This is a genomic window from Saccharothrix sp. 6-C, assembly GCF_016695385.1.
In the GTDB taxonomy this organism is placed as follows: domain Bacteria; phylum Actinomycetota; class Actinomycetes; order Mycobacteriales; family Pseudonocardiaceae; genus Actinosynnema; species Actinosynnema texasense.
Genome location: NZ_CP064192.1, coordinates 793107 through 805952 on the forward strand (window position 1 = coordinate 793107; position 12846 = coordinate 805952).

A 12846-nucleotide genomic window follows, 5' to 3' on the forward strand; every position below is an offset into this window, starting at 1 on the left:
GACTGGGCGCGTGACGACGCTGCGCCTGATCCTGAGATGCCTGGTGACCTTCGCCATCGGCGTCCTCATGGTCGTGCTGGCGATCCGCTTCGGCGAGGCCCTGTGGCGCGTCGTGACGTCCTAGGCGGCTTTGACGAAGCAGAACTCGTTGCCCGCCGGGTCGAGCAGCACCTGGAAGCTGCCCTGCTCGTCGGTCTGCACCGCGCCCTGCGGCCTGGCCCCGAGTCCGACGGCCCTCTCCGTGGCAGCCGTGATGTCGTCCACGCCGATGTCCAGGTGGAGCCGGTTCTTCACCGCTTTCGGCTCCGGCACGGGCTGGAACGAGATCCGGGGCCACCCGGGCGGAACGACGTGCGCCCACCCATGCTCCCGCTCCACCGGCCGCCCACCGAGCAACCCCGCCCAGAACCTCACGAGCCCCGCGGGGTCGACGCAGTCCACCACGATCTGGTCCAAACGCATGCCCCATCATGAGCCGCCGACCACCCACCCCAACCGCCGCCCGACCCCGACGTGCGACCACCAAGCGCCCGAGCACACCACAACCGTCCACATGGGACATCCGCCGGCGATCTACCGGCGGACGCTCTGCGAGACCGAGCCGGACCAGTCCGATCACCGGGTGAGCAGCGCTAATCGCACGCTAATGGCACGACGTGATCAAGAGACACGACAGCGGTGCTGCCCAAGATTGGGTGGCACCGCTGTTGACCTGCAAGGGGAGTTCGAGAGCGGGTGACGGGAATCGAACCCGCATGACCAGCTTGGAAGGCTGGGGCTCTACCATTGAGCTACACCCGCATCGCGCCTACCGGGGTGGGCGCGTGGTCAGCTTAGCTGGTCGCGATAGGCTGGGGTGGACCGGGGCGTGGCGCAGTTTGGTAGCGCACCCGCTTTGGGAGCGGGGGGTCGCAGGTTCAAATCCTGTCGCCCCGACCAGTTCAGTGGCCCTTTCCTCCACGTCGGAGGGGAGGGCCGCTGGCTTCTGACGGGTGGGTCGCCGCACGTGGGCGGCAGTGGTGGTGGGTCGGGTGGTCACGGAGGTCCGGTAGTGATGCCGGAGTTCGGTCGGGCCGAGGGGGATGGGCGGTCGGGGGTTCGGGATTCCGTGGTCGACGGGGAACGCGTCGTCGGCTGACTCCTGGCGGGGTCCAGGTCGGCGACCGCGGTGCAGATCGTGGCCGCTTGGCGTTCCAGGACGTCGTCCGGTGAGGTCTCGTCGACGCCTCTGGCGAGGAGCTCGGTCCTGGAGAGCAGGAGCACGGCGTCGCGGAAGTCGTCCGCGTCCAGGTCGTCCACCTTGATCACCTCGAGCCTGCCCCCGATCAGGACCAGGGTGGGGTCCGGCAGGTCGGACAGCAGCAGCTCCCGCAGGTCACTCGCCTTGACGGTCATGTGTCCGTGCTACCCGGCGCCGGTCCCGCGAAACGCGGGCCGTTCTTGAGCACACCCGCGCCCGGGCGCTCAAGAACGGCTCCCCAGTGTCATGCCGGAGTTGCCACCTGCTCGCTGACCACCTGCGCCGCCGCCGACACCAGCGCCGTCACCGACGGGTTGGTGGAGTTGTCCTGGCGCCACGCGAACTGGGTGTACACCCGGAACGGCGGCACCCAGGGCAGTCGGCGGAGCCTGCCGTCGCCCAGCTCGGCGGCGACCGTCACCTCGGGGACAAGCGAGATCCCCAGACCCGAGGCGACCGCCCGCTTGGCGGCGTCGATCGAGTCGAGCGCCAGCACGGGCGACTTCGACTCCGCTTCCTGCAGGCCCAACGCCTGCTCGAACTGCTCGTAGTAGCTGGCGCCGTTCTCGGCCCGGATGAGCGTGCTCCCGCGCAGCTCGTCCTCGGTGATCACCGAACGCCTGGTCAGGGCGTGGGTGGGACCGGCGACCATGACCAGCGGCTCCGGGCACAGCACCGTCGTCTCCAGCCCCTCGCGGGGCTCCACGGAGCCGATGAAGAAGGTGCAGTCCAGTCGTCCCTCACGCACCGAGGTCAGGTTGGCCTGGGTGTTGCGCGAGTGGAGTGAGATCTGGACGCTCGGGTAGCGCCAGCACATGTACTCGATCAGTGGTAGCAGACGGTAGTCGGTCAGACTCTGTGCGCTGCCGATGACCAGCTTGCCGTGCGGCTCGCCGTTCATCGTGATCGCTTTCCTGGCCTTGTCGGTCAGGGTGATGATGTTCCGGGCAAAAGGCAAAAGCTCGACACCGGCAGAGGTCATCTGGATGCCGCGTGGAAGTCGTCGGAACAGCGGCACGCCGAGGGTCTCTTCGAGTGCCTTGATCCGAGTGGTTATAGTGGGTTGCGAGCAATTCAGCGTGGCGGCTGCCTTGGTGAAGCTGCCCGTTTGAACCACAGTTGTGAACGCCAAAAGCTGACGCGTCTCCATGGAGCTCCCCAACGGTGCGTGTAAGTGGTCCACGATGAGGCCTGTGCGGGACGGCATCGTGATCTCTTGTGCGTGGCGGCAGTTGACCTGGCTGCGCTTCTTCGTGCGCGTGGCCTGAGGTCGATCAACATCGCCGCGCTACCGCGAGGGGTGGTACGCGGTGGCCGGGAGGTGTGCCCGAGGCCCGTCGGACCCCGAAGTCACAGCCGGCGCCCAGCAGTTGTCCTGGGATAGTGTTCGGCAGCGGCGGAATGGATCTCATCGGGTCATCGGCACCTTGTCTGGTAGGTGGTTAAAGAGCTCGATGACATTGTCTCGCTCGTTCCTGTCGGTCCCGGTTGCCGGTTGCGTCCGCTGCTGACCCCCCAGAACGTCCGGCAACGCCAATTATTGCTGGTCCAACATGCGGATCCGGGCGTCACGCTACCTGAAACCCACACTAATGGACTACGGCGGTTGGAGTCATCTCGACAAGTGAAAGTTTTCTGTCGGGCACTACTCCAAACGGCCTCAATTCACTCTTTCTGGCGAACCTCCCCTCGCTGACGGTCGCCGACTGTTAGTCGGCTCTACGGCATACGTGTTACACGACTCCGCGGTGGCCTCGCTCGGTGCTGACGCGCTCTGCCGTGGTCACGGCTCCCAGTGCCACTCGAATGGCCTAGCGGATCGCCCTGTCGATCGACCGTTGAGCCGCATAGGTACGCCCGATCTGCCTCTGGTGAGACCGCGAAAATGCGGATTCACGGTCTGGTCACACCGGGTTGGCGAGCCGGGCTCGGGTCACGTGGCCCGACGGCGCCCGGGCACGCCGGAGCCGAGTTAAGAACCACTGTTGTGATTTTCACCGCGCCCGCCGGGCGGTCCGGGCGGGCGTCCGGGAGGCCCCGCGGGACGACCCGGACGGGTCGCCCGAACGGGCGGAATTCCCCCGACGCCACGAATTCCGGCGTTGCCCCGCAATAGGGATTCCCGGCGAGCGGGTATTGCCGCGACAATGGCCCGACGGCCCCACCGCGGCCGGTTGCGGCGCCTCGACCCGGGGTGCTAGCGCCACCACGCCGGCCGACCGCCTAGACTCAGGCGGAATCCCGGCGCGCCCAGACGCGTTCACGGGGTGTTCCGCACGTCATGCCCGTTACGAGGAGACCACGTTGAAGAGCACCGTCGAGCACCTGAGCCCGACGCGGGTCCGGATCAACGTCGAGGTGCCGTTCGACGAGCTCAAGTCGGACTTCGACCGCGCGTACCGCAAGCTGGCCAAGCAGGTCCGCATCCCCGGCTTCCGCCCCGGCAAGGCCCCCGCCCGCGTTCTGGAGAGCCGCATCGGCCGCGCGCCCGTGCTGGACGAGGTCGTCCAGGAGGCCATCCCGGCGAAGTACCTGGAGGCCGTGACCTCCGGTGAGCTGCGCACCCTCGGCCGCCCCGACTTCGAGGTGACCAAGATCGAGGACGGCGAGTCCCTGGCGTTCACCGCCGAGGTCGACGTCCGCCCCGAGATCACCGTCCCCGCCTTCGGCGAGCTGACCGTCAGCGTCGACGACCAGGAGGTCACCGACGAGGACGTGGACACCCAGCTCGACGAGCTGCGCGCCCGCTTCGCCACCCTCACCGGCGTCCAGCGCCCGGCCGAGACCGGCGACTTCGTCGTGGTCGACCTGTCGGCGACCGTGGACGGCGAGGAGGTCGAGGAGGCCAAGACCGCCGGCCTGTCCTACGAGATCGGTTCCGGCCAGCTCGTCGAGGGCATCGACGAGGCCCTGGTCGGCGCCTCCGAGGGCGAGTCCAAGAACTTCACCACGACGCTGGTCGCCGGTGACCACGCCGGCCGCGACGCCGAGGTCACCGTGGTGCTGAACTCGGTCAAGGAGCGCCAGCTGCCCGAGCTGGACGACGAGTTCGCCCAGCTGGCCAGCGAGTTCGACACGCTCGACGAGCTCAAGGCCGACCTGCGCACCCGCCTGGGCCGCGTGAAGAAGATGCAGCAGGGCGTCCAGGCCCGGGACAAGGTGCTGGAGGCGCTGCTGGCCAGCGTCGAGGTGCCGCTGCCCGAGGCCGTCGTCGCGGGCGAGGTCGAGGCGCGGGCGCACGACGCCATCCACGCCCTGGACCACGACGAGGCGCGCTTCGCCGAGTGGCTGGCCGAGCAGGGCCAGACCAAGGAGGAGTTCGACACCGAGGTGCGCGAGGCCTCCGAGCAGGCGGTCAAGACCCAGCTCGTGCTGGACGCCATCGCCGACGCCGAGCAGCTCAACGTCACCGACGCCGAGCTGACCGAGCGGATCATCTACCAGGCGCAGCGCTTCGGCATCAGCCCCGACGAGTACGTCAAGCGGGCCCAGCAGTCGGGCCAGCTCGGCGCGATCTTCGCCGACGTGCGCCGCGGCAAGGCGCTGGCCTCGGTCGTGCGCCAGGCCACCGTGACGGACTCCGAGGGCAACGCCCTCGACCTGGACGAGCTGTTCGGCGAGACCAGGGCCACCGAGGAGCCGGAACCCGCGAACGCGGAGTGAAGCCCTGAGCGAACGCGGGCGGTGTCGGGACGTCGACGCCGCCCGCCTTCGTTAAGGTCGTTGCTACGAGACTCTTTTCGGCACAGCTAGTAGGCACAGTTAGGCAGGCAGACGTGACGCAGCATTCCTTCCCGACGCCCGAGATGCGAGCGGCTACGGGGATGAACCTCAACGACTCGGTCTACGAGCGTCTGCTCCGCGAGCGGATCATCGTCCTGGGGACGCAGGTCGAAGAGAACATCGCCAACCAGATCGTCGCCCAGCTCCTCCTCCTCGCCGCGGAGGACCCGGAGAAGGACATCACCTTCTACATCAACTCGCCCGGCGGGTCGGTGACCGCGGGCATGGCGATCTTCGACACGATGCAGCTGATCGAGCCCGACGTGGCGACCTACGCGATGGGCCTGGCCGCGTCGATGGGGCAGTTCCTGCTCTCCGCGGGCACGCCCGGCAAGCGCCACGCCCTCCCGCACGCCCGAATCCTCATGCACCAGCCCTCGGCCGGCGTCGGCGGCACGGCGGCGGACATCGCGATCCAGGCGGACATGCTCACCCGGACCAAGCACGAGATGGCGGAGCTCATCGCGGAGCACACCGGTCAGCCGGTCGAGCGCATCATCGCCGACTCGGACCGCGACCGCTGGTTCACCGCCAAGGAAGCCGTCGAGTACGGCTTCGTGGACAAGGTGATCACCCGCGCCAGCCAGGCGTCGACCAACTGACCGCGACCAGAGCACCAGCCACCAGGAGACCTGAAGTGAGCCAGTTCCACGCGCCGCAGTCCCGGTACGTGCTCCCGTCGTTCGTCGAGCGCACCAGCTACGGCATCAAGGAGTCCAACCCGTACAACAAGCTGTTCGAGGAGCGCATCATCTTCCTCGGCGTGCAGGTGGACGACGCGTCGGCCAACGACGTGATGGCCCAGCTGCTCGTGCTCGAGTCGGAGGACCCCGACCGCGACATCCTGATGTACATCAACTCGCCCGGTGGCTCGTTCACCTCGCTGATGGCCATCTACGACACCATGCAGTTCGTCCGCCCGGACATCCAGACCTACTGCCTGGGCCAGGCGGCCTCGGCGGCGGCCGTGCTGCTCGCGGCGGGCACCCCCGGCAAGCGGCACGCGCTGCCGAACGCCCGGATCCTGATCCACCAGCCGGCCACCGAGGGCGTCTACGGGCAGGTCTCCGACCTGGAGATCCAGTCCAACGAGATCCAGCGGGTCCGCAGGCTGCTGGAGACCACGCTCGCCCGGCACACCACCCGCACGCCGGAGCAGGTGCGCACGGACATCGAGCGCGACAAGATCCTCACCGCCGACGAGGCCAAGGACTACGGCCTCATCGACAGCGTCCTGCCCTACCGGAAGCTCTCGGCGAAGTAGTCCCGGCGTGGCGTCCGACACGCCGAGCTGACCAGGGGTCCTGCTCAGCGAGGCGTGTCGGGGGCACGCTAATCCTCCCGCACAGGCGGGTAGGACAGGTACCGTCGAGGGGAACGGGCGGACCCCGCATCCAGCGGGCACTCGCCACATCAGCAGTCAGGCGCACCTCACCAGGTCGTGCGCCGGAGGGGACAGAGGTCAGCGGTCATGGCACGTATCGGTGACGGCGGCGACCTGCTGAAGTGCTCTTTCTGCGGCAAGAGCCAGAAGCAGGTGAAAAAACTCATCGCCGGACCGGGTGTCTACATCTGCGATGAGTGCATCGACCTCTGCAACGAGATCATCGAGGAAGAACTCGCGGAGGCCGGTGACGTCAAGCTCGACGAGCTGCCCAAGCCCGCCGAGATCCACGAGTTCCTCGACCAGTACGTGATCGGCCAGAACGAGGCCAAGCGCACGCTCTCGGTGGCGGTCTACAACCACTACAAGCGCATCCAGGCCGGTGACCGCGGGCGTGAGGGCCGCGACGACGGCGTGGAACTCGCCAAGTCGAACATCCTCATGCTCGGGCCCACGGGGTGCGGCAAGACCTACCTGGCCCAGACGCTCGCGAAGATGCTGAACGTGCCGTTCGCCATCGCGGACGCCACGGCGCTGACCGAGGCGGGCTACGTGGGCGAGGACGTGGAGAACATCCTCCTCAAGCTCATCCAGGCGGCGGACTACGACGTCAAGCGCGCCGAGACCGGCATCATCTACATCGACGAGGTCGACAAGATCGCTCGAAAGAGTGAAAATCCGTCGATCACGCGCGACGTGTCGGGTGAAGGTGTGCAGCAGGCGCTGCTGAAAATACTGGAGGGGACGACGGCCTCGGTGCCGCCGCAGGGTGGTCGCAAGCACCCCCACCAGGAGTTCATCCAGATCGACACGACGAACGTGCTGTTCATCGTGGCGGGCGCGTTCGCGGGCCTCGACAAGATCATCCAGGACCGGGTCGGCAAGCGCGGTCTCGGCTTCGGCGCCGAGGTGCGGACCAAGGCCGAGGTCGACGCGGCGGACTACTACGCCGACTCGATGCCCGAGGACCTGATCAAGTTCGGCCTGATCCCCGAGTTCATCGGCCGCTTGCCGATGGTCGCGAGCGTCACGAACCTGGACAAGGAATCCCTCGTCCGCATCCTCACCGAGCCGAAGAACGCGCTGGTCAAGCAGTACCAGAAGCTGTTCGAGATGGACGGGGTCGAACTGGAGTTCACCCGGACGGCGATGGAGGCGGTCGCGGACCAGGCGATCCTGCGCGGCACGGGCGCGCGCGGCCTGCGGGCGATCATGGAGGAAGTCCTGCTGCCGGTGATGTACGACATCCCGAGCCGCACGGACGTCGCCAAGGTCGTCATCACCGAGCAGACCGTGAAGGAGAACGTCAACCCGACCATCGTGGCCCGGCAGCCGTCCCGCCGGGAGCGTCGCGAGAAGTCGGCGTGAGTTGTCCCTCCCGCACACGCTGATCCTGCACGGCCTGGGTGGTTCCGGGCCGGCGCACTGGCAGAACTGGCTGGCAGGCGAGCTGGCCCACCACGGTGGGTCGGTGGACCTGCCCCGGTTCAGCTCACCCGACGAGCCGGAGCTGTCGGCGTGGCTGGACGAGCTGCGCTCGCACCTCGCCGCGATGCCGGCGGCCGATTCCACCGAACGGGTGGTCGTCGCGCACTCGTTGGCGGTGCTGCTGTGGCTGCACCACGCGGCCGGCGAGTTCGACGAGGCGTTGCGGGTCGACCGCGTGCTGCTGGTCGCGCCGCCCGCCCCGGACTTCGAGGGTGAGCCGTTGATCTCCGGGTTCCTGCACCCCGTGCTGGACCCGACGGTGGTGCGGCGGGCGGCGGTGTCGACCAGGCTGGTCGCGGGCGAGGGCGACGCCTACTGCACGGTGCCGCGGGCCAAGGAGATGGCCGAGGCGCTGCGGGTCGACCTCGACGTCATCGTGGGCGGCGGGCACCTCAACATCGACGCGGGCTACGGCGAGTGGGGCGCGGTGCTGAAGTGGGTGCGCAGCGGGCGCACCCCCCTCACGCCGCGCTGACCGTCACCCGGAAGAGCGTGAACGCGGCCAGGAACGGGCCGGCGGCGCGGTTCGGCCGGGTCGGCGACCAGGGCGGGGAGGCCCGGTGATCAGACGCGCTTGCCCAGGAAGCGGATGACGTCGGGGACGACCTTGCGGTAGAGGGTGTCGTTGTGGTCGCCGGGGGTGACGGAGGCGACAGCGGGCTTGGCGGTGGCGATGAACTGCCGGGTGCCGGTGATGAACCTGTCCCGGTCGCCCGCCCAGACGCCGACGGGCGTGGCGCCGAGCTTGTCGACGTTCTTGAGCGGGTCCAGCGAGGCCCACTGGTCGGGGCCGGTGAAGGCGTTGCGCTCGGCCATCTCCGCCCAGTCGGTGAGCAGGGCCGGCGCGATGACCGCGATGGCCTTGGCGGGTTCGCGGCGTTCGTGCCGCCTGCGGCCGTAGACGAGCGCGCCGAAGCCGCCCATGGACACGCCGGTGCACGCGAACAGCGCCCCGTAGCGCCGTTCGGCCAGCCAGCGGGGCACTTCTTCGAGCAGCATGGCCATGGGGTCGTCGCCGGGGACGTTCTCGTGCCAGTAGTGGTCGCCGCCGTCCACGGCCACGAAGCCGAACGGGGGTACCTGGCCGCGGCTGACGGCCGCCACCAGCACTTCCGCCATGCCGCCGGGTGACGCCTTGCGGGCGGTGCCGTAGCGGCCGTGCAGGAGGAGCGACATGGGCAGGTTCTCCGCGGGCACGCCCGCGGGCGTCATCGTGAGCAGGTCGACGTCGCAGCCCCGGTAGTGGGAGTGGACGCGTTCCACCGTGACGACGGCGCGCTGGACGGCCGGCACGGGGCCCGCGACGCCCAGCGCGTGGCGGAGCGCCTCGCCCAGCGGGGCGTCGCCGTGCCACGCGGCCGTGAGGCCCACGCCCGCCAGGGCGGTGCCGCCCAGCGCGGCGAGCGCCGTCCGCCTGCTGACCATGTGCCTCCCCCGCGCGGGATCCCTCCACCACATCGTCACGAACGCGGCTCGCGTTTCGGTCAGATCGCCGACCGGCTCCGGAGTTCCGCGATCCGCTCCGCCGAGTAGCCGAGCCCGCGCAGCACGTCGTCGGTGTGCTCGCCGAGGGCGGGCACGGGCGCGGGGGTCCAGGTCCAGGCGGTGGAGTCGACCGGTGGGCGCAGGGCGGTGACCTCGCCGCCGGGGACCGGGATCGTGGTCCGGCGGTCGCGGGCGGTGAGCTGGGGGTGGTGCGGCAGGTCGGCGACGCCGCGGGTCAGGGCGGCGGGCACGTCGGCGTCGTCGAGCGCCTCGAGCAGCTCCGCCGCGGTCCAGGCGGTGAAGTCGAGCTCGGCGTGCAGGGCCGGCCGGTGGGCCACGCGGGACGTGACGGTGGTGAAGCGGGGGTCCTCGGCCAGGTCCGGGCGGTCGAGGAGGCCGCACAGGCGGCGCCACTGGGGGTCGTTCTGCACGGCCAGGTGGACGGTGCCGTCCGCGCAGGGGAACGGGCCGTAGGGCGCGATGCTGGGGTGGTGCGCGCCGGTGCGCGGTGCGGCCTGGCCGGTGCCGGCGGCGTAGAGCATGGGCTGGTGCATCCACTCGGCCATCGCTTCGAACAGCGACAGGCTCAGGGTGGCGCCTTGACCCGTCCGGGCGCGGTGGAGGAGGGCGGCCAGGACGGCGGACTGGAGCTGCACGCCCGCCGCGATGTCGGCCACCGAGATGCCCGCCCGCGCGGTGACGTCGTCCTGGCCGGTGAGGTCGATGAGGCCCGTCTCGGACTGGACCAGCGCGTCGAAGGCCTTGCGGGCCGCGTACGGGCCCGACTCGCCGTAGCCGGAGAGCTCGCCGATCACCAGGTCGGGTTTCACCTGGCGGAGTGAAGAAGCGTCCACGTCCAGTCGACGCGCGGCGGCCGGGGAGAGGTTGCACAGGACCACGTCGGCACCGGAGACGAGGTCGTGCAGGACCTGGCGGGCGTCCGGGTGCTTCAGGTCGAGGGTGACGGACTCCTTGCCGACGTTCGTCCAGGCGAAGTACGACGACACCGAGCCGCACGCGGTGTCGTAGTGGCGGGCGAAGTCGCCTCCGCCCGGCCGCTCGACCTTGATCACCCGGGCGCCCAGGTCGGCGAGCAGGCGGGTGGCGTAGGGCACGGCGACGGCTTGTTCGAGGCTGACGACGGTGACGCCGTCCAGCGGTCTCACGCGGTGATCCGGTCGTGGCCCGTGTAGACGTTCATCGAGTCCCCGCGCAGGAAGCCGACCAGGGTCAGGCCCTGCTCCTCGGCGAGGTCGGCGGCCAGGGAGGACGGCGCGGAGACGGCCGAGAGGATCGGGATGCCGGCCATGGCGGCCTTCTGGACCAGTTCGAAGGACGCCCGGCCGGAGACCATGAGCACGGTGCCCGCCAGCGGGACCTTGTCGTTGAGCACGGCCCAGCCGAGGACCTTGTCGACCGCGTTGTGCCTGCCCACGTCCTCGCGGACGACCAGCGCCTCGCCGGTGGTGGTGAACAGGCCGGCCGCGTGCAGGCCGCCGGTGGAGGCGAAGACCTTCTGGCGCTTGCGCAGCTCGTCCGGCAGGCCCGCGAGCACGTCCACGTCGACGGTGCAGTCGTCGGCGGCGGGGGAGTGCGCGGTCTTCAGCTTGACCGCGTCCAGGGCCGCCTTGCCGCAGACGCCGCAGGACGACGTCGTGTAGAAGTTGCGCTCCACGCTCGGGTCCGGTGGCGCGACGCCGTCGGCGAGGGTCAGGTCCAGCACGTTGTAGGTGTTGAGGCCGTCCGGTCCGGTGCCTTCGCAGAAGCGGGCGACCGAGATGTCCTCCAGGCCGCCGATGACGCCTTCGCTGAGCAGGAAACCGTGCGCCAGCTCAACGTCGTGCCCGGGTGTGCGCATGGTCACGGTCAGTGCCTTGCCGCCTACCCGCAGTTCCAGCGGTTCCTCGGCGGCCAGCGCGTCGACCCGTTTGCGGGACGTTCGCCGCGAAAACGTGACCACTGGGCGACGCACGGTGACTCGCCCCATCGCGAACTCCTTCTCTTGGCTAAGTTTTTTCGCAAGCCACTCACCAGGTTACGGAGGTGTCGGGCAGTGGGTTTCCTGGACCGCTCTCGCACGATCGCCCCGCCGGGCTGGAACCGCTGGTTGATCCCGCCCGCCGCGTTGTCGGTGCACCTGGCCATCGGGCAGGCCTACGCGTGGAGCGTGTTCAAGCCGCCGCTGGAAAGCGCGATGGACCTGACCGGCACGCAGAGCGCGTTGCCGTTCCAGCTGGGCATCGTGATGCTGGGGCTGTCGGCGGCGTTCGGCGGCACGCTGGTCGAGCGCAACGGGCCGCGGTGGGCCATGTTCGTGTCCGCCACCTGCTTCTCGTCGGGGTTCCTGATCTCCGCGGTGGGCGCCTGGACGCAGCAGTACTGGTTGGTCGTGGTGGGGTACGGGTTCGTCGGCGGCATCGGGTTGGGCATCGGGTACATCTCGCCGGTGTCGACGCTGATCAAGTGGTTCCCGGACCGGCCGGGGATGGCGACCGGCATCGCGATCATGGGGTTCGGCGGCGGCGCGCTGATCGCCTCGCCGTGGTCGGCGCAGATGCTGGAGTCGTTCGGGCGCGACAGCGACGGGATCGCGCGGACGTTCCTGGTGCACGGGCTCGTGTACGCGGTCTTCATGTCGGTGGGCGTGGTGCTGGTGCGGGTTCCCGCAGCCGTCGAGGAGCGCCAGGTGGTGCGCTCGGCGGTCAACGTGTCGGCGCGCAACGCCCTGCGGACGCCGCAGTTCTGGCTCCTGTGGCTGGTGCTGTGCCTCAACGTCACGGCGGGCATCGGGATCCTGGAGAAGGCGTCGCCGATGATCCGCGACTTCTTCGCCGAGACGTCCACGCCGGTGGCGGCGGGCGCGGCGGCGGGCTTCGTGGCGTTGCTGTCGCTGGCGAACATGGTCGGCCGGATCACGTGGTCCTCCACGTCGGACCTGGTGGGGCGCAAGAACGTCTACCGGCTGTACCTGGGTGTCGGCGCGGTGACGTACCTGGTGCTGGCGCTGGCGGGCAACGCGTCGAAACCGCTGTTCGTGGTGTGCGCGATGCTGATCCTGTCGTTCTACGGTGGCGGGTTCGCCACGATCCCCGCCTACCTGAAGGACCTGTTCGGCACCTACCAGGTGGGCGCGATCCACGGTCGGCTGCTGACGGCGTGGTCGTTGGCGGGCGTGCTGGGGCCGTTGATCGTGAACGCGATCGCGGACGGCCAGAAGGCGGCCGGGAAGTCCGGGCCCGACCTGTACACCGCCTCGCTGTTCATCATGATCGCGTTGCTGGTGGTCGGGTTCGTGGCGAACGAGCTGGTCCGGCCGGTGGCGGCGAAGTACCACGAGCCGGAAGCGGAGGCGGTCCGATGACCGGGCGGTGGCTGGTCGTGTTCGCGTGGCTGTGGGTGGGCCTGCCGCTGGCCTACGGGTTGGTCGAGCTGATCCGCAAGGTGACCGCGCTGTTCACTGGTTAGA

At 69.4% G+C, this 12846-nt stretch carries 13 protein-coding genes and 2 tRNA genes; 8 read left to right on the forward strand and 7 right to left on the reverse strand.

Annotated features, from left to right (window positions below):
* Positions 1-120: 120 nt before the first annotated feature.
* Both IOD16_RS03685 and IOD16_RS03690 read right to left on the reverse strand, forming a co-directional pair.
* Entirely contained in the window at positions 121-462 is a 342-nt protein-coding gene (locus IOD16_RS03685) for a VOC family protein (RefSeq protein WP_201438892.1), read from the reverse strand.
* Positions 463-730: 268 nt separating this feature from the next.
* Positions 731-801: transfer RNA gene (locus IOD16_RS03690), tRNA-Gly, on the reverse strand.
* A gap of 61 nt (positions 802-862) precedes the next feature.
* On the opposite strand from IOD16_RS03690, the gene IOD16_RS03695 reads away from it, so the two are divergent.
* A tRNA-Pro gene (locus IOD16_RS03695) sits at positions 863-939 on the forward strand.
* Between the two features lie 96 nt (positions 940-1035).
* Here IOD16_RS03695 and IOD16_RS03700 read toward each other — a convergent pair.
* Complete coding sequence (locus IOD16_RS03700) at positions 1036-1395, reverse strand: hypothetical protein (protein ID WP_201438893.1); 360 nt, start codon at positions 1393-1395, stop codon at positions 1036-1038.
* An 89-nt stretch (positions 1396-1484) separates the two neighbouring features.
* Positions 1485-2390, reverse strand: coding sequence for a LysR family transcriptional regulator (locus IOD16_RS03705; protein WP_123748058.1), 906 nt, complete (start codon positions 2388-2390; stop codon positions 1485-1487).
* 1154 nt (positions 2391-3544) lie between these two features.
* Here IOD16_RS03705 and tig point away from each other — a divergent pair.
* The 5 genes from tig to IOD16_RS03730 all read left to right on the forward strand — a co-directional run bounded on the left by tig (position 3545) and on the right by IOD16_RS03730 (position 8370).
* On the forward strand, positions 3545-4903 hold the full coding sequence (gene tig, locus IOD16_RS03710; RefSeq protein WP_201438894.1) for a trigger factor: 1359 nt from the start codon (positions 3545-3547) through the stop codon (positions 4901-4903).
* A gap of 143 nt (positions 4904-5046) precedes the next feature.
* On the forward strand, positions 5047-5625 hold the full coding sequence (locus IOD16_RS03715; protein WP_123743663.1) for an ATP-dependent Clp protease proteolytic subunit: 579 nt from the start codon (positions 5047-5049) through the stop codon (positions 5623-5625).
* Positions 5626-5660: 35 nt separating this feature from the next.
* Complete coding sequence (locus tag IOD16_RS03720) at positions 5661-6287, forward strand: ATP-dependent Clp protease proteolytic subunit (protein WP_123743662.1); 627 nt, start codon at positions 5661-5663, stop codon at positions 6285-6287.
* 207 nt (positions 6288-6494) lie between these two features.
* The gene (gene clpX, locus IOD16_RS03725) at positions 6495-7775 is read left to right on the forward strand and encodes an ATP-dependent Clp protease ATP-binding subunit ClpX (protein ID WP_106615123.1); all 1281 of its coding nucleotides are present in this window, start codon (positions 6495-6497) and stop codon (positions 7773-7775) included.
* Position 7776: 1 nt separating this feature from the next.
* The gene (locus tag IOD16_RS03730) at positions 7777-8370 is read left to right on the forward strand and encodes an RBBP9/YdeN family alpha/beta hydrolase (protein WP_201438896.1); all 594 of its coding nucleotides are present in this window, start codon (positions 7777-7779) and stop codon (positions 8368-8370) included.
* A gap of 89 nt (positions 8371-8459) precedes the next feature.
* On the opposite strand, the gene IOD16_RS03735 is transcribed toward IOD16_RS03730, so the two are convergent.
* From IOD16_RS03735 to fdhD, 3 genes are read right to left on the reverse strand one after another with little or no spacing between them, the layout of a single operon-like run.
* Entirely contained in the window at positions 8460-9320 is an 861-nt protein-coding gene (locus IOD16_RS03735; protein WP_201438897.1) for an alpha/beta hydrolase, read from the reverse strand.
* Positions 9321-9379: 59 nt separating this feature from the next.
* Positions 9380-10546: a CaiB/BaiF CoA transferase family protein gene (locus IOD16_RS03740; protein WP_201438898.1), complete on the reverse strand. Its 1167-nt coding sequence runs from the start codon at positions 10544-10546 to the stop codon at positions 9380-9382.
* On the reverse strand, positions 10543-11367 hold the full coding sequence (gene fdhD / locus IOD16_RS03745) for a formate dehydrogenase accessory sulfurtransferase FdhD (protein WP_201438899.1): 825 nt from the start codon (positions 11365-11367) through the stop codon (positions 10543-10545). The genes IOD16_RS03740 and fdhD overlap by 4 nt, the downstream gene beginning before the upstream one ends.
* A gap of 66 nt (positions 11368-11433) precedes the next feature.
* Here fdhD and IOD16_RS03750 point away from each other — a divergent pair, with 66 nt between their 5' ends.
* Positions 11434-12741 carry an OFA family MFS transporter gene (locus tag IOD16_RS03750; RefSeq protein WP_201438900.1) on the forward strand — a complete coding sequence of 436 codons (1308 nt, stop codon included), beginning with the start codon at positions 11434-11436 and terminating at the stop codon, positions 12739-12741.
* Positions 12738-12845: an MFS transporter small subunit gene (locus tag IOD16_RS41385; RefSeq protein WP_425471203.1), complete on the forward strand. Its 108-nt coding sequence runs from the start codon at positions 12738-12740 to the stop codon at positions 12843-12845. Before IOD16_RS03750 ends, IOD16_RS41385 begins: the two co-directional genes overlap by 4 nt.
* Position 12846: the final 1 nt, after the last annotated feature.